Raw genomic sequence first — 17,012 nt, forward strand, 5'->3', positions numbered from 1 at the left:
AATTCTATCCATGCGGCAATATTTACGGCAACAGTTTTATGACATCTGGAGAGTATTGGAGATATTTCCGGATGGAATGTGGCCTGACTGACACACAAGGTGGTCAGAACACATTCCTTTATTGCAAGTTAGTTGACAGGCTTGGCGGATGGCGTCGTGCAATCCAGATGGCCGGGATCGTTTTGCAGGGGAATGCGGCGGCCGTCGATCTCCAGATCCGCGAGCACCGGCGGCGCGGCGCGTAAGCGGCCAGCACGCATGGCGTTGAACAGCGGTGCGCAATCGCCGTACAGCTCAGGCAGGGTGGCAGCCAGTTCCCAGGCGCCGTGCGCATCCTGGCGCAACACGGCGCTTTCATGGCCATTGCCATTGACGTTGCGGCCGACCACTACGACCTCTGGCCGAGCGCCGCCGCCCAGGTCGAGCACGAACGCGTCACACACCGCGTTCTGGGTGCGCATGCACCACGGCAGGCGCGTCGATTGCTGCATGCCGCGCCAGTCGTTCTGCGCGAAGCCGGCCGGCAGCGTGGCGCCCGTCGGCCACACGTGCAGTTGCTTGACCATGTTGATGGCGCCGGTGTCCCGGGCAGGCTGGCGCAGGCGCGCCAGTTCGGTCCGCAGCCAGCCGGCATCCGGGCCGGTCGTGCTGCCCTGCAGGCGGGCCAGTGCGGCGCGGCCGTAGCGCTCGCCGTGATTCCAGAGATGGTCCACGTCCAGTTGCCGTAACGTGATCTGGCCGGCATCCAGGCGCGCCAGCTGGCTGGCGACGGCGATGCGTCCGGGGTCGAGCAGGGGCGAGAGCAGCAGCGCCAGCACGCCGAGCACCGTGAAGGCGGCGGCGATGTTGACGCCGGCCAGTGTGGGCAACCAGCCCCGCCGCGCGGCCGCCGCCGCATAGCCGCCCGCATAGCACACCGCCACCAGCAGGCAGGCGGCGGCGATCACGCGGTTGGTCGACCAGCCATGGTCGAGCACGCGCAGCGCGAGTGCGTACGCGGCAAGCAGCGTCAGCGGCGCCAGCAGCAGGCTCGCCACGCGCGCCGAGACGGCGATGATGCGCGCCGGGCGCTCGCTGCCATCCTGCCAGGCCGCATTGATCAGCACCACAAAGCAGGCCGCCGCCGACAGCAGCATCCCGGCAGCGCTGCGCGTGGCCCACAGCGGCTCAAGTCCGGTAAATGGCAGGCTGGCCAGGAAGCCCGCCACCAGCAGCGTGAGCACCGGCAGCGTCCACGACAGCAGCACGTGCACCAGATTGCGGATCCCGCGCACGATGGCCGGCTTGACGTCGGTCAGGTGCATCGCGCAGGCAAAGGCGAACACCGAGACGGGAATGGAGAACCAGGCTTTTTCCATGGCCTGGCTCAGGAAGTTGAGCCGGATCAGGTCGAACAGCGATGCGCCCAGTTGCAGCACGAGCCAGGTTGCGCCGACGAACAGGGCGCTGAAGGCGAGCTGCAGGCCAAGGGTCCACGCCACGTCAAAATACGTGGCATACGCCGCGATGCGCTGGCGCTCGCGCGCGCCGGCGAGCACCAGCGCGTGGGCGATGAAGCAACCTGCGGCCAGGCACACCGTCAAGGGGCCGGACGGGGTCGGGCGCATGTCTGCGGCGCCGCCCAGCCGGCGCCAGATGTCGTGGACCGCCAGCAGCGTGATCGCGATGGCTGCGGCGCTCACCCAGCCTGCCAGCGTCCGGCGCGGCACATGCCCGAGGGCGCTGATCAGGATCACCGGCAGCAGCACGCCCAGCATCACCAGCGGCGCGAACAGCAGGGGCGCGGTCGCGGGCCATAATTTGTCCTGCAGCGCCGTGTAAAGCAGGTACAGCAGCACGCCCTGGATCAGGCCGATGCCGATGCGTGCGGGGCCAAGCCGGTGCGGCGCCAACTTAACTGCCCCGGTAGGTCGAGTACGACCAGGGCGTCATCACCAGCGGCACGTGGTAATTCTGGTCCGTGGCAGCGATGCCGAAGCCCAGCGTGATCCGGTCCAGAAAGCGCGGGGTGGACAAGGCCACGCCGCGCGCCGCGTAATAGTCCCCTGCATGAAACACCAGCTCGTACTGGCCGGGCTGCATTGTTGCTGCCTCAAGTAGTGGCGTGGTGCAGCGGCCATCGTCGTTCGTCACGTCGGCCTTGAGCAGCGTGCGGCGGGCCGCGTCGATCGCGTACAGCTCGACGGTGATGCCGGCGCCGGGGCAGCCGTGCGCGGTGTCAAGTACGTGGGTGGTGAGTTTGCCCATGGGTGTCCTCCCTTTCTTGTGGTGGCTCATCATAACGCGCACCAAGTTGGTGACGAAACATGTAGTTCCGCCAAGGCGCGCCGGCCGCATGCATAGAGCAGCAATGCCGCGTGTCGGTATGAGCGCTGAGTTAAATCATGGTAAGCGGGTGTATCATGAGGGATGACAGGCAAATTGCACGTATTGATCGTAGACGACGAGCTGGATTTGCTCGAGAGCGTCGCATGGCTGCTTGAAACTGAAGGCTTTCGGGTGTCAACGCACGATGACCCTCGGCAAGCCGTGGCCGCCATCTGTGATGGGTTGAGCCCGGATCTGGTCATGCTCGACTATCGCATGCCATGGTTGAACGGCTCGCAGACCCTCAAGGAGATGCGGGAATGCGGGTTGACGGCGCCTGCAGTACTGGTGTCGGCCATGGCGAGCCTGGCTGCTGAATCGGCGGCTGCCGGCTTTGATGAGGCGTTGTCGAAGCCATTCGAGCTCGACCAGATGGTCCGGCTGATGCGGCGCCTGCTGCCAGGCGCGCGCGGGCCAGGTACAGGAATGGCCTGATGCTCTTTCTGTCCAACGTCATTCATCCCGATGTCGAGCAGGTGCGCGCCGTGTGGGAACGCTACGTGCAGCACCAGGAACTGGCGCCGGAGACGCTGCGGCCGTACGTGCTCAGAGCATGGAACCGCGCACGCGCCAGTGGGTGCAATCCTCGCCTCGGCCGCGCCGACCTGCTGGGAGAACACGACACACAGCAGCTGCTCGCAGAGCGTCACGAACTCATCAAGATAACAGCGCCCTTTCTTGGTGCCTTGTCCAGAGCGGCAGGTGAGAACCGGCACGCGGCGATGCTGGCGGACACCGACGGCCGTCTGCTGTGCCTGACGGGCGACACTGAAACCATGGCCGATGAAAACTTCCCGCGGCCGGGCTCTCTGCTCGATGAAGCGCATGCCGGCGCCAACGGCGTTGGCACCGCCATCGCCGAGAACGGCTATGTGGAACTGGTCGGCCCCGAGCATTTCATCGAGGGCTTCCATGCCTTCACGTGCCAGGGTGTACCGATCACCGGGCCGCAAGGTCCGATGGGCGTACTGAGCATGTCGGTGCGGACGCTGGCCACGGCGGATCGTGTGCGTGACATCCTGTTCTGCGCTACCGAAGCGGTGGAATGCGAGTTGCTGGCCAAGTGGCTCTCCGGCATCAGCGGCCAGGAGATGGAGCACACGCTGGAACGCCTGCGCCAGGACATGCTGCAACGTCTGACGAGCGCCCGCCTGCGCATGGAGGTCGCGGCGCGCCGGATCGCCGCCGGGGCCGACGTCACTGCCATGGTGCAGACTTCCAAGGCGATGAGTGCGCAGTTCGCCCGCCAGGCGCGCACCTGGCGGTTGCTGGCGCTCGAGCGCACTGGCACGACCCAGCCCGAGCCTTTGGCGCTTGCGGACATCGTGCAGGACCTGCTCGACCTGCTTGCCACCGAAGCGCGGTTGACAGGCGTGCAGTTCGAATGGAGTGCCGCCGAACGCGTGAGAGTGCTGGACGATCAGCAGGCGCTGACGCGCCGCCTGCTCAGTGGCTTTCTGTCGACCCTGCAGAAGGCAGCGCCCGGCTCGACGCTTGTCGTCGAGGTCGGGGCGGTAGGGGGACTCGGGCGCACTGCGCTCAAGGAACGCCTCATCGATGGCCGGGTGCGCCCGGGACCGGTGGTTGAATCGTTGCGAGTGACATAGAGAACGACAGACCGGGCATCCACACTGGACTGCTGCAGGCATGGCATGGCACGATATGATCGGACAAACTCCCATCTGGAATGCTCATGCCGACTTCCTACCCGCGCGACCTGGCCGGCTACGGCCGCACGCCGCCCCATCCGCAGTGGCCGGGCAGGGCCCGCATCGCGCTGCAGTTCGTGCTCAACTACGAAGAGGGCGCTGAAAATAACGTCTTGCATGGCGATGCGGCGTCCGAAACCTTCCTGTCCGAGATCGTCGGCGCCAGCGCCTTCCCCGCGCGCCACATGAGCATGGAGTCGCTCTACGAATACGGCTCGCGCGCCGGCCTGTGGCGCCTGCTGCGCCTGTTCGAGGACCGCAAGCTGCCGCTGACCGTGTTCGGCGTGGCCCAGGCGCTGGCGCGCCATCCCGAAGCGGTGGCCGCGTTCCAGGAACTGGGGCACGAGATCGCCTGCCACGGCCTGCGCTGGATCTCGTACCAGAACGTCGACGAAGCCACCGAGCGCGCGCATCTGCTTGAAGCGGTGGCGATTTTCCGCGACCTGACGGGGGCGCCGCCGCAGGGCTGGTACACGGGACGCGACTCGCCCAACACGCGCCGCCTCGTGGTCGAGCATGGGGGCTTCGCCTACGACGCCGACCATTACGGCGACGACCTGCCGTTCTGGCAGCAGGTTGACGCGGCCGGGCCGGATGGGGTGGTGCGCCGCACGCCGCATCTGGTGGTGCCGTACACGCTCGATACCAACGACATGCGCTTTGCCTCGGCCGGCGGCTTCAATTCGGGCACGCAATTCTTCGATTACCTGAAGGACGCGTTCGACGTGCTGTACGCCGAGGGCGACCCGGATGGCCTGAACCAGCCCAAGATGCTGTCGGTCGGCCTGCATTGCCGCCTGGCGGGGCGCCCGGGCCGCACGGCAGCGCTGGCGCGCTTTCTTGATTACGTAGGCCGGCACGACAAGGTCTGGGTCACGCGCCGCATCGACATCGCCAATCACTGGAAAATGGTGCATCCTTGGCTTGACCACAAGTAGGGTGGGCGGATTCCGCCCACGCGTTCAAATCAACCTTGCTCTGTGGCGTGCAAAGGCAAGTTGAACGCGTGGACGGCATAGCCGTCCACCCTGCGTATATGCTTCGTGATATGAGCAATATCATTCGGTGATTATAAGTTGGCAGACCCTGGATGGTAGCCTTCCGCCTTTGGCGTCCAGCAATCCACTCACCAAAGACAGGCATGTCAGAACCGATCCGCTTCTTTTATCAAGGCCAGCTGCGCGAACTGCGCGACGTGAAGCCCACGCAAACCATCCTGCAGCACTTGCGGGAGGATTTGCGCTGCACCGGCACCAAGGAAGGCTGCGCCGAGGGCGATTGCGGCGCCTGCACCGTGGTGATCGGCTCGCTGGAGGATGGCGAACTGGCGCTGCGCGCGGTGAATGCCTGCATCCAGTTCACGCCGACGCTCGACGGCAAGGCCCTGTTCACGGTCGAAGACCTGGCACAACCCGACGGCGCGCCCCATCCCGTGCAGCAGGCGCTGGTCGAATGCCACGGCTCGCAATGCGGTTTTTGCACGCCGGGCTTTGCGATGTCGCTGTTTGGGATGTACCTGAAGCAGGAAGGACGCGCGCCATCGCGCTGCCAGATCAACGATGCACTGTCCGGCAACCTGTGCCGCTGCACCGGCTACCGCCCGATCATCGACGCTGCGCGCCGCATGGTCGAACTGCCACCGGTTGCCTTCGACCGCGCTGCGCTGGCCGAGCGCCTGCGCACGCTGCAGCGCAGCCACGGCTTCACGTACGCCGCGCATGGCCAGCATTTCCACGTGCCGCGCACGCTGGCCGAACTGGCGGTGCTGCGCGCCGACCACCCGGCCGCCGTGCTGCTGGCCGGTTCGACCGACGTCGGGCTGTGGGTCACCAAGCACCTGCGCGAACTGGGCGACGTGATCTATCTCGGCCAGGTCGCCGAGCTCAAAACGATGCACGAACAGGGCGGCATGCTGGAGATCGGCGCCGGCGTCTCGCTGCAGGACGCTTATCAGGCACTGGCGGCGCGCTATCCCGCCGAACTGACGGAGCTCTGGCAGCGCTTCGCGTCGCTGCCGATCCGCCATGCCGGTACGCTGGGCGGCAACGTGGCCAACGGCTCGCCCATCGGCGACTCGATGCCATGGATGATCGCGCTGGGCAGCCAGGTGGTCCTGGCCAGCAGCGCCGGTACGCGCGTGCTGGCGCTGGACGACTTTTACCTGGGCTACCAGAAGAAGGATTTGCAGCCCGGTGAATTCGTCCAGGCCGTGCGCGTGCCGCTGCCGCAATCACGTCCAGGCCTGCGCTTTCGCACCTACAAGCTGGCCAAGCGCTTCGACCAGGACATTTCGGCCGTATGCGCCGCGTTTGCCATCGTGCTCGACGGCGAGACGATTGTTGATGCCCGCATCGCGTTTGGCGGCATGGCCGCAACGCCACAGCGCGCCGCGCAGGCCGAAGCCGCGCTGCTGGGCCAGCCGTGGAGCGAAACTGTCTTGACGGGCGCGATGGCGGCGCTGGGCCGCGACTACGCGCCGTTGTCCGATGCCAGGGCCTCGAGCAGCTACCGGATGCGCACCGCGCAGAACCTGCTGCGCCGCTTCTGGCTCGAGACGCGTTTGCTTGATCCGCTGCCCGCGCAGGCAGTCAATGCTTTTGCCGGCGCCTGAGGAGACGACCATGAACGACGGCGGCATCAAGAGTACCGACGCCTGGGCCGAAGTGGGCCGCGCGCGCAAGCACGAGTCGAGCGAGCTGCACGTGCGCGGCGGCGCGACCTTCACCGACGATATCGCCGAGCTGGCCGGCACGCTGCATGCGGCGCTGGGTTTGTCGACCCGCGCGCATGCGCACATCACCGCCATCGACCTGGCGCCGGTCCGTGCCAGCGCCGGCGTGATCGCCGTGCTGACCGTCGCCGACATCCCCGGCCTGAACGACTGCGGCCCGATCATCCACGACGATCCGATCCTGGCCGATGGCCTCGTGCAGTACGTGGGCCAGCCGATCTTCATCGTCGTCGCCGACAGCCACGACAACGCACGCCGCGCGGCGCGCCTGGCGCAGGTGACCTATGAGGACCTGCCGGCGATCCTGACCCCGCAGGCGGCGCGCGCCGCGCAATCGTACGTGCTGCCGCCCATGCGCCTGACGCGCGGCGACGCCGAAGCAGCGTTCGCGCGCGCGCCGCACACGGTCAAGGGCCAGCTGTACGTGGGCGGGCAGGAGCAGTTCTACCTCGAAGGCCAGATCGCGTATGCGCTTCCCGGCGAAGACCGCGGCATGCACGTGTACTCGTCGACCCAGCACCCGAGCGAGATGCAGCACGTGATCGCCCATGCGCTCGGCCTGCATTCGCACCACGTGACGGTCGAGTGCCGCCGCATGGGCGGGGGCTTTGGCGGCAAGGAATCGCAGTCGGCGCTGTGGGCGGCGGCGGCTGCCATTGCTGCAGTGCGTACGGGCCGCCCGGTCAAGCTGCGCGCCGACCGCGATGACGACATGCTCGTCACCGGCAAGCGTCACTGCTTCCACTATGAATACGAAGTCGGCTACGACGCCGAAGGTCGCATTTTGGCCGCGCGGGTCGACATGGTCACTCGCGCGGGTTACTCGGCCGACCTGTCCGGCCCCGTGGCCACGCGCGCCGTCTGCCACTTCGACAATGCGTATTACCTGTCCGACGTCGACATCCGCGCCGCCTGCGGCAAGACCAACACGCAATCGAACACGGCGTTTCGGGGCTTCGGCGGTCCGCAGGGCGCCATCGCCATCGAATACGTGCTCGACGAAATCGCGCGTAACCTGGGCCGCGATGCGCTCGATATCCGGCGCCTGAATTTCTACGGTATGTCCGATCGCAACGTCACGCCCTACGGCCAGACGATTGTCGACAACGTCATCCCCGAACTGGTGGCCAAGCTGGAAGCGGACAGCGACTACCGCGCGCGCCGCGCGGCCGTGGACGACTACAACCGCACCAGCCCCGTGCTCAAGAAGGGGCTGGCGCTCACGCCGCTCAAGTTCGGCATCGCGTTCAACGTCACGCACCTGAACCAGGCCGGCGCGCTGGTGCACGTCTACGTGGACGGCTCCATCCTCGTGAACCACGGCGGCACCGAGATGGGGCAGGGCATCAACACCAAGGTGATGCAGGTCGTGGCGCACGAACTGGGCGTTGAACTCGGTCGCGTGCGCGCCACCGCGACCAATACCAGCAAGGTCTCGAACACATCGGCCACCGCCGCGTCGACCGGTGCCGACCTGAACGGCAAGGCCGCGCAGGATGCCGCCGGCAAGATCCGCGCGCGCCTCGCGCAATTTGCGGCGCAGCAGTACGGGGGCGCGGCCAGCGACGTGCGCTTCGCCGCCGGCACCGTGTTCGTCGCGGGCCTGGCGCTGCCGTTCGAGGAGCTCGTCGCCAAGGCTTACCTGGCGCGCGTGCAATTGTGGTCAGATGGTTTCTACGCCACGCCCGGCCTGCACTGGGATCCGAAGACGATGACGGGTCGCCCGTTCTCGTACTTCGCGTATGGCGCGGCAGTGTCCGAAGTGGTGGTCGACACGCTCACCGGCGAATGGAAGCTGCTGCGCGTGGATGCGCTGTACGATGCCGGCCGCTCGCTCAATCCGGCGATTGACATCGGCCAGGTCGAAGGCGCGTTCATCCAGGGCATGGGGTGGTTGACCACCGAGGAATTGTGGTGGAACCCGGCCGGCAAGCTGATGACGCATGCGCCGTCGACCTACAAAATCCCGGCGGTCTCGGACTGCCCGGAGGATTTCCGCATCGCGTTGTTCGACAATGCCAACGTCGAAGACAGCATCCACCGCTCCAAGGCCGTGGGCGAGCCACCGTTGCTGTTGCCATTCTCGGTCTTCTTCGCGCTGCGCGACGCCATCTCGAGCGTGGGCGGGCACCGGGTCAATCCGCCACTGAATGCTCCCGCGACGAGCGAAGCCATTCTGGATGCGATCGCGTTCGTCGAGGGCGCCGCCGGCGTGCGCGCGTGACGATGGACTGGTTGCGCGCCCAAGGCGATGTGCCTTCCGTGCTGGTCACGGTGGCGGCCGTGAAGGGCTCGGCGCCGCGCGAGCCGGGCGCAAAGATGCTCGTGCGCGCACACGACTTTGACGACACCATCGGCGGCGGCCATCTCGAACACCGCGCTCTGGAGATTGCGCGCACGATGCTGCAGGGTGGCGAAGCGCGCCGTTTCGAGCGTTTTGCGCTGGGCCCGAGCCTGGGCCAATGCTGCGGTGGTGTCGCCTGGCTGGCGTTTGAACGTGTCGATGCCGCGCAGGTTGACCTGCTGCGCACGCGCCGCAATGTCGACACGTGGCGCCTCGTTGCGCTGGACGGCGCGTGCGAATGGGCCTTGTTCGACGACGCGGCGCCCCTCGCGGGCACGCCGGCCGCGCCGTCGTTCGAACGCGCACTTGAAGCCCGCGTGCTGGCAGGCGAGGGCGGTCGCCGCTGGCTGCTCGACCCGGTCCTTGCGCCGCGCGCGCACCTGATGCTGTTCGGCGCCGGCCACGTGGGCGCCGCCATCGTGCGTGCGCTGGCCGAGCTGCCATGTCGTGTGACGTGGGTCGACGAACGCGACGCCATGTTCCCGGCGTCCATCCCCCCGAACGTGACGATCGAGGCGACCGATACCCCCGAGGCGCTGGTGGCACACGCCGCGCCCGGCACGAGCTTTCTCGTCATGACCCACAGCCACGCGCTCGACCTGCGCCTGTGCCAAGCTATCCTGGCGCGCCCCGCGCATCCGGCGACGCCCGACTGGTTCGGCCTGATCGGATCAGGCACCAAACGCAGCCAGTTTGAAGCGCGTCTGCGCGAGCGCGGCATCGCCGATGCGCGCCTGGCCAATATGGTCTGCCCGATCGGCCTGCCCGATATTGCCGGCAAGGCCCCGGCCGTGATCGCCGCATCGAGTGTGGCGCAATTGCTGGCCGTGTGGGAAGCTGCACATCACCCCGAACCTCAACCGGAATTCCTGTAATGCCCACTGCATCACCCAATGTGCAGGCCTATCGCGCCAGCCTGCTGCACTTTCGCGCCGATCCGGCGTTCGACGATGGCGCCGCGCTGTTTCACGAAGACGGCCTGCTGATCGTCGAGGATGGCCGCATCCAGGCCGCTGGCGACTACGCCGCGCTCGCGCCCAAGCTGCCTGCGGGCCTCGAACCCGTCGACTACCGCGGCAAGCTGATTGTCCCCGGCTTCATCGACACGCACCTGCATTACCCGCAGACCGACATGATCGCCTCGCCGGCGCCGGGCCTGCTGCCGTGGCTCGAGACGTATACCTTCCCGACCGAGCGCCGCTACGAAGATCACGCAGATGGCCGTTCTACGGCCGACTTCTTCCTCGACGAGCTGCTGCGCTGCGGGACCACCACGGCGATGGTCTACTGCACCGTGCACCCGCAATCGGTTGACGCGTTCTTTGCCGCGAGCGAAGCGCGCAACCTGCGCATGGTGGCCGGCAAGGTGCTCATGGACCGCAACTGCCCGGACTTCCTGCGCGACCTCGAAGGCGATTTGGGCGAGAGCGAAGCGCTGATCAAGCGCTGGCACAAGCGCGGCCGCGCGCTGTACGCGATCACGCCGCGCTTCGCGCCGACATCGACCGAAGCCCAGCTGCGCCTGACGGGCGAGCTGGCGGCGGCATACCCGGACACCTTCATCCAGACCCATGTGGCCGAGAACCGCGACGAATGCACCTGGGTGGGCGAGCTGTTTCCGCAGGCGCGCAGCTATCTGGACGTGTACGACAGCTATGGCCTGATGCGCCCGCGCGCGATGTTCGGCCACTGCATCTGGCTCGACGACGAGGACATGGCACGCATGGCGGCCACCGGCTCGGCCGCTGCCGTGTGCCCCACGTCGAACCTGTTCCTGGGCAGCGGCCTGTTCGACTTCGAGCGCGCCGACAAGGCCGGCATGCTGCTGTCGCTGGGCACGGACGTGGGCGCCGGCACGTCGTTCTCGCTGCTGCAGACGATGAACGAAGCGTATAAAGTCGCGCGCATGAAGGGCAGCTACCTGACGGCGCTGCGCATGTTTTATCTCGCCACGCTGGGCGCGGCGCGCGCGATGGGGCTGGAGGACACGATCGGCAGCTTCACGCCCGGCCTCGAGGCGGACTTCGTGGTGCTCGACCGCGAAGCGACGCCGCTGATGGCGCGCCGCACGAGCCACAGCCACTCGCTCGAAGAGCTGCTGTTCGCGCTGGCGCTGCTGGGGGATGACCGTACGGTAGCTGCGACGTATTCGTATGGTCGCCAGGTGCATGTACGCTGATTTGTCTGGGCTGTGTTGATGGTTGCCGGCGACGTGTTCGTGCCGGATGATCTGGCTGCCAACCACCACCGCGTGGACGGCGGAGCCGTCCACCCTACGAATAACGGCGCCGTTCTCGTGCGGGATGATCTGGCTGCCAACCATCACCGCGTGGACGGCGGAGCCGTCCACGCTACCGGCTGCAATATTGCCAACCTTGAACGAAGGCGTTAGAGTCTGACGCTTGCCACCCATCCTGAAAGTTTCACCATGCACAAGTATTTGCCCGGCAGTGCGCTGCTGGCGCTGGCCGTCGTTGCTTCGCCCGTCCTGGCCCGGGCGCCATCGGTCACCGCCAACGAAGCGGCCACCGCGCGCCATTACGCCAGCCTGATCGAGGGCAGCACGCCGCGCCTGTCCGAGCTGACGATGTTCTTCACGCAGATGCCCAAGGGCGGCGATCTGCACCACCATTATTCGGGCGCGATCTATGCCGAGACCTATGTCGATTTCGTCGACAAGCAGGGCTTCTGCATCGACAAGAATACTTACCGCATCGAGACCGACAAAGCAACCATCGCCGCCCAGCGCGCCAAACCGGCGGCTGAACGCACCTGCCTGTCGGGCGCACAAGTCAATGCCGACGAAAACACCTGGCGCGAGCTGGTCAAGCGCTGGTCGAACAAGGATTTCAGCAACCACGTCGCGATCCAGCCGGCGCCGGACCGCCTGTTCTTCGGCACCTTCGGCTACTTCGGCCCGGTGGCCAACGACAATCTGCGCGAAGGCCTGCAAGAGATCAAGGCGCGCGCCATTGCCGAAAATGTCGGCTACATCGAAACGATGTTCCTGCTCTCGCCGTTCGTGGCCAACCCCGCCTTCGATACGAGCACCCGCGCCAGCGTGAACGACGACGCGGCGCTTGGCGCCCAGTTGCGCGCCGAGCTGGCGGCGCTGGACGCAAACGCCGCCTACAACACGTCGATCGACAGCTTTGTCGCGCAGATCAATGCGGCCTCGGAAGGCATCGACGACGAGCGCTTTACGATGCGTTATCAGAACTACACGCTGCGCCTCTTGGGCCCGTCGCAGGTGTTTTCGGCGATGGTGTCGAGCTTCAAGGCCGCCGCCAAGGGCGGGCGCATCGTCGGCGTCAACATCGTCGGCCAGGAAAGCCTGCACGTGTCGATGCGCGACTACCTGCTGCATATGAAGATGTTCCGCTTCCTGAAAACGGTGTACCCGGACGTGAAAGTGGCGATGCATGCGGGCGAGCTGGCGCTGGGCGAAGTGCCACCGGAAGGCCTGAAGTTCCACATCGACAGCGCCCTGGGCATTGCCGGCGCCGACCGCATCGGCCATGGCCTGGACCTGGCGCATGAAGCCAACGCACCGGCCATCATCAAGACGATGCGCGAGAAGGATATTCCGGTCGAGATCAACCTGACCTCGAACGCGTTCATCAGCGGCGTGGCTGGCGCGGATCATCCGATCCACCTGTACCGCAAGTATGGCGTGCCGTACGTGATTTCGACCGACGACGCCGGCGTGACCCGCCATACGCTGTCGCACGAGTACGTGCAATTTGCCAGCCAGTTCAAGCCTTCTTACGCGGAAATCAAGAAAGCGTCGTACAACAGCATCCGCTACGCCTTCCTGTCTGTGGCAGAAAAGCAACGCTTAACAAAACAGCTCGATGGGCGCTACGCCCGATTCGAGGCGCAGGTCGCTGCCATGGCGACCCAGGCAGCGCGCGCGAAATAAAGTGTGTCATCCCCGATCCGGCGCTCGCCGGATCGCCTCCCTGTCATAAACAACCTTCGACTTTTCGGCACTAAGTTAACCGGGAAGAAAGGTTTGTCGTCTTCTCGCTACACAATTCTGTGTTGCACCGCTGGTTCTACTGATTTTTTGCTGAAAAAATTTCACCGTGGAATGCCACGCATATAATTCCGCCATGTCATAAAGCACGCCAAATGACACGATTTTTGTCGCGTAACGACAACGTCGGCGGGGTGATTTATACGAAAAAGCTCTGAATAGCCAAGCCAAATTGAATTTGTCGGGCTGAAAACGCTGATGCATATTGGCGCAATTCTGCTGTAAATCAAACCACACATCGTGTCATTTTGTTGAAACATTGTACCGATACAATCGCAGCCGCTTGCCGGCTGAATCACTGGCGCGGCACGACGAATACAACACGCAGTAAAGCAGGGGAGGACGTCCGTCGGACGTCCAACAAACAACTTTGAAGTTCTTTTTGGGGTAATCAATGATCACTCAGCAGCAGATCCGGCTCACCAAGTTGGCGCTGGCTTTGTCAGTTGCGTTGGCGGCGTCGCCGTCGTTCGCACAGAACACCACTTCGGCCGTCGGTGGCCGTATCTCGAACGTCTCGGGTCAGCCGGCTGCCGGCGCGCAAGTGCAGATCCTGCACACCGAGTCGGGATCTGTCAGCAATGTCGTAACCGACGCTGAAGGCCGCTACGTTGCACGTGGCCTGCGCGTGGGTGGTCCTTACACCATCACTATCACCAAAGACGGCATCACCCAAACCCGCAACAACGTCTTCCTCGACCTGGCGCAGACCGCCGAAGTCGACGCCACCCTGGGCGTGCAGACCGTGACCATCGCCGGTACCGCATCGCGTTCGGAAGTCTTCACGAGCAACAATATGGGTGCGGGCACCGCCATCAGCAACACCCAGCTCCAGACCCAGGCATCGATCCAGCGTAACCTGCAAGACTATGCGCGTGCCGACCCGCGCGTGTCGCAGACCGACAAGGACCGCGGCGAAATCTCGGTCGCCGGCCAGAACTCGCGCTACAACTCGACCACCATCGACGGCGTCGCGATCAATGACACCTTCGGCCTGGAAGCCAATGGCAGCCCGACCGCGCGTCAGCCGATCTCGATCGAAGCGATCCAGTCGGTGCAGGTCAACGTCGCCAACTACGACGTCACTCAGAAGGGCTACACCGGCGCAAACATCAACGCCGTGACCAAGTCGGGTACCAACACCTATCGTGGCGGCGTGTACTACGTGTACCGCAACGACAACCTGTCGGGCGACCGTTACAACCCGATCACGGACGTCTACACCGACGCGCCGAAGTCGAAGGAAACCACCAAGGGTGTCTGGGCATCGGGTCCGCTGATCCAGGACAAGCTGTTCATCTACGCTCTGGCCGAAAACTTCGAGAGCTCGCGTTCGAGCCCTGAGTTCGGCGCCATCGGCAGCGGCGCCGGCACCACCGTCGGCATCAGCCAGTCGGCCATCTCGGAAGCCCAGCGCATCGCCCAGCAGACCTACGGCGTCGACATCGGCAGCACCGCCGTACCGAGCGGCTCGATGCTGACCTCGAAAGAGCGCCTGGTGAAGTTCGACTGGAACATCACCGACGAACACCGCGCCAACCTGCGTTACGCCAAGACCGAACAGGGCGAGCCGTTCTACCCGGGCTTCTCGGCCACCGGTGTCGGCCTGTCGTCGAGCTTCTACAACCAGGGCAAGTCGATCGAGACCACCGTGGCCCAGTTGTTCTCGGACTGGACCCCGAACTTCTCGACCGAGTTCAAGTTCTCGAACCGCGATTACGATTCGGTCCCGGTCAACGCGACCCGCACGCCATCGATGGCCCTGCAGTTCAGCGGCGCACTGCCGGCTGACGCACCAAGCGGCCTGTCGACCGCCAACCGTAACATCAACTTCGGTACCGAGTTCAGCCGTCACAACAACGTGCTGCGCAACAAGACCAAGGACCTGTACGCCGGCGCCAACTGGATCGTGGGCGACCATGAAATGAAGTTCGGTGCCGACTACACCAAGAACGATGTCTACAACGCGTTCCTGCAGGGTATCAACGGCTCGTACACCTACGCCTGCCTGGATTCGGCGGACGCGAACTTCTACAGCTTCGGTGCACTGCCAAGCTGCGCACGCGCAACCAATGCACAAGTGCAGCAAGCCGTGCTGGAGAACTTCCAGAAGGGTCGCCCACTGAGCTACAGCCAGCAGCGCGCGCTGCCAGGCGCGTCGCTGAACGATGCGGTCGCCGAGTTCAGCACCAAGAACACCGGCCTGTTCCTGCAAGACACCTGGACCGTCAACGACCAGCTGACCCTGACCTACGGCGTGCGTTACGACCGTAACGATGTCGGCGGCCGTCCATTGGCCAACACCGCTGCTGCCCAGCCACTGGTGGCCGGCAACCCGGCCACCGGCGTGCGCCAGTCCGGCGGCTTCGGTCTGGACAACACCCGCACCATCGACGGTACCGACCTGATCCAGCCACGTTTCGGCTTCAACTACCGCTTCGACAAGTCGCCACGTCCGACCCAGATCCGCGGCGGCTTCGGCCTGTTCCAGGGTGCGGCAGCCACGGTGTGGATGTCGAACCCGTTCTCGGGCACCGGCGTGGCTACCGCCACGATCAGCTGCTCGGGCACCGGCGCAACCCGCTGCCCGACCACCGGCGGCCTGACCAGCTTCAATCCTGACGCCCAGCCTGCCATTTCCGGCGCGATTCCGGCCGCAGACGTCAACTTCCTGGATCCAAGCTTCCGTCAGCCATCGATCTGGAAAACCAACCTGGCGTTCGACACCGAACTGCCATGGTACGGCCTGGTCTTCGGCGCCGAAGCGCTGTACACCAAGAACAAGAACGGCATCTACTACGAACACCTGAACCTGGGCGCAGCAACGCGCAACGGTTCGGATGGCCGTCCGCTGTTCTGGAACGCAGCCGGCCTGAGCACGGCGTGCTACGGCGTGTCGAACAACACGGCGAACATCATCACCAGCTGCGGCGCGGTCAACCGTTCGCTGAGCAACCGCAGCTTCAACAACGTGCTGGTGGCGCGTGATACCGACAAGGGCGACGCGAAAGTGCTGACCATGTCGCTGTCGCAGCCGATGACCAAGGGCTTTGGCTGGTCGGTGGCGTACACCTACACCGATGCGACCGAAGTCTCGCCGCTGACGTCGTCGGTGGCCAACTCGAACTTCAACGGCCGTTCGTCGTTCAACCCGAACGAAGAAGTCGCCGCGACTTCGAGCTACGCCATCAAGAACCGCGTCAATGCGCTGATGAACTTCCAGAAGAAATTCTTCGAAGGCTACAACACGCGTCTGGGCGTCTTCTACGAAGGTCGTGAAGGCCGTCCATACAGCTGGACGTTCAACAACGACATGAACGGTGACAATCTGGCCGGTAACGACCTGATGTACATCCCGACCGCCTTCGGTTCGAACGAAGTCACGTTCGCAGGTGACACCGCCACCAACCGTGCCAACGAGCAGCGCTTCTGGGACGTCGTCAATGCGAACAAGGGCCTGAGCAAGGCTGCCGGTGGTGTCGTCAAGCGTAACAACTCGACCGCTGAATGGGTCAACACCTTCGACGTGCGCATCAGCCAGGAAATCCCGGGCATCTTCGCACGCAACAAGGCGACCTTCTCGCTCGACTTCATGAACTTCGGTAACCTGCTGAACAAGAAATGGGGCCGTACCGAAGAGATCAGCTTCCAGGGCTCCGGTGGCCAGGCACGCAGCTTCGTCGACGTCGCTGGTATCGATGCACAAGGTCGTTATGTCTACGTCGTGCGTAACGACGTCGAGCGTCAGGACCTGAAGCAAGCTAAGGGCGAGTCGCAGTGGGCCATCCAGGCAACCCTGCGTTACGAATTCTAAGCAGCGCC

The 17,012-nt window shown here is 64.9% G+C and carries 11 protein-coding genes; 9 read left to right on the top strand and 2 right to left on the bottom strand.

Annotation, left to right across the window (positions count from 1 at the left end; genetic code table 11):
• Positions 1-128: 128 nt before the first annotated feature.
• Both AC56LV_RS19625 and uraH read right to left on the bottom strand, forming a co-directional pair.
• Positions 129-1,892 (bottom strand): DUF4153 domain-containing protein, encoded by a 1,764-nt coding sequence (locus AC56LV_RS19625; RefSeq protein ID WP_499560085.1) that lies wholly within the window; start codon positions 1,890-1,892, stop codon positions 129-131.
• 1 nt (position 1,893) lies between these two features.
• Positions 1,894-2,247 carry a hydroxyisourate hydrolase gene (gene uraH, locus AC56LV_RS19630; RefSeq protein ID WP_499560086.1) on the bottom strand — a complete coding sequence of 118 codons (354 nt, stop codon included), beginning with the start codon at positions 2,245-2,247 and terminating at the stop codon, positions 1,894-1,896.
• 174 nt (positions 2,248-2,421) lie between these two features.
• Here uraH and AC56LV_RS19635 point away from each other — a divergent pair, with 174 nt between their 5' ends.
• The 9 genes from AC56LV_RS19635 to AC56LV_RS19675 all read left to right on the top strand — a co-directional run bounded on the left by AC56LV_RS19635 (position 2,422) and on the right by AC56LV_RS19675 (position 17,004).
• Positions 2,422-2,802: a response regulator gene (locus tag AC56LV_RS19635; protein ID WP_499560087.1), complete on the top strand. Its 381-nt coding sequence runs from the start codon at positions 2,422-2,424 to the stop codon at positions 2,800-2,802.
• A complete protein-coding gene (locus tag AC56LV_RS19640; RefSeq protein WP_499560088.1) occupies positions 2,802-3,974 on the top strand; it encodes a hypothetical protein in 1,173 nt (390 codons plus the stop codon). The genes AC56LV_RS19635 and AC56LV_RS19640 overlap by 1 nt, the downstream gene beginning before the upstream one ends.
• A gap of 86 nt (positions 3,975-4,060) precedes the next feature.
• A complete protein-coding gene (gene puuE, locus AC56LV_RS19645) occupies positions 4,061-5,014 on the top strand; it encodes an allantoinase PuuE (protein ID WP_499560089.1) in 954 nt (317 codons plus the stop codon).
• 203 nt (positions 5,015-5,217) lie between these two features.
• Positions 5,218-6,687 carry a xanthine dehydrogenase small subunit gene (xdhA, locus tag AC56LV_RS19650; protein WP_499560090.1) on the top strand — a complete coding sequence of 490 codons (1,470 nt, stop codon included), beginning with the start codon at positions 5,218-5,220 and terminating at the stop codon, positions 6,685-6,687.
• Positions 6,688-6,697: 10 nt separating this feature from the next.
• Positions 6,698-9,031 carry a xanthine dehydrogenase molybdopterin binding subunit gene (gene xdhB, locus AC56LV_RS19655; protein WP_499560091.1) on the top strand — a complete coding sequence of 778 codons (2,334 nt, stop codon included), beginning with the start codon at positions 6,698-6,700 and terminating at the stop codon, positions 9,029-9,031.
• Positions 9,032-9,033: 2 nt separating this feature from the next.
• On the top strand, positions 9,034-10,026 hold the full coding sequence (gene xdhC / locus AC56LV_RS19660) for a xanthine dehydrogenase accessory protein XdhC (protein ID WP_499560227.1): 993 nt from the start codon (positions 9,034-9,036) through the stop codon (positions 10,024-10,026).
• Entirely contained in the window at positions 10,026-11,330 is a 1,305-nt protein-coding gene (guaD, locus tag AC56LV_RS19665) for a guanine deaminase (protein ID WP_499560092.1), read from the top strand. Before xdhC ends, guaD begins: the two co-directional genes overlap by 1 nt.
• 249 nt (positions 11,331-11,579) lie before the next feature.
• Positions 11,580-13,073 (top strand): adenosine deaminase, encoded by a 1,494-nt coding sequence (locus AC56LV_RS19670; protein ID WP_499560093.1) that lies wholly within the window; start codon positions 11,580-11,582, stop codon positions 13,071-13,073.
• Between the two features lie 511 nt (positions 13,074-13,584).
• Positions 13,585-17,004 carry a TonB-dependent receptor gene (locus AC56LV_RS19675; RefSeq protein WP_499560094.1) on the top strand — a complete coding sequence of 1,140 codons (3,420 nt, stop codon included), beginning with the start codon at positions 13,585-13,587 and terminating at the stop codon, positions 17,002-17,004.
• Positions 17,005-17,012: the final 8 nt, after the last annotated feature.

The sequence above is a fragment of the Telluria sp. RB2R28 genome, assembly GCF_059685835.1.

Coding starts and splice junctions, on each gene's coding strand:
- uraH (WP_499560086.1), bottom strand. CDS start 2,247: ATGGGCAAACTCACCACCCACGTACTTGACACCGCGCACGGCTGCCCC.
- xdhB (WP_499560091.1), top strand. CDS start 6,698: ATGAACGACGGCGGCATCAAGAGTACCGACGCCTGGGCCGAAGTGGGC.
- guaD (WP_499560092.1), top strand. CDS start 10,026: ATGCCCACTGCATCACCCAATGTGCAGGCCTATCGCGCCAGCCTGCTG.
- AC56LV_RS19675 (WP_499560094.1), top strand. CDS start 13,585: ATGATCACTCAGCAGCAGATCCGGCTCACCAAGTTGGCGCTGGCTTTG.
- AC56LV_RS19670 (WP_499560093.1), top strand. CDS start 11,580: ATGCACAAGTATTTGCCCGGCAGTGCGCTGCTGGCGCTGGCCGTCGTT.
- xdhA (WP_499560090.1), top strand. CDS start 5,218: ATGTCAGAACCGATCCGCTTCTTTTATCAAGGCCAGCTGCGCGAACTG.
- AC56LV_RS19640 (WP_499560088.1), top strand. CDS start 2,802: ATGCTCTTTCTGTCCAACGTCATTCATCCCGATGTCGAGCAGGTGCGC.
- puuE (WP_499560089.1), top strand. CDS start 4,061: ATGCCGACTTCCTACCCGCGCGACCTGGCCGGCTACGGCCGCACGCCG.
- xdhC (WP_499560227.1), top strand. CDS start 9,034: ATGGACTGGTTGCGCGCCCAAGGCGATGTGCCTTCCGTGCTGGTCACG.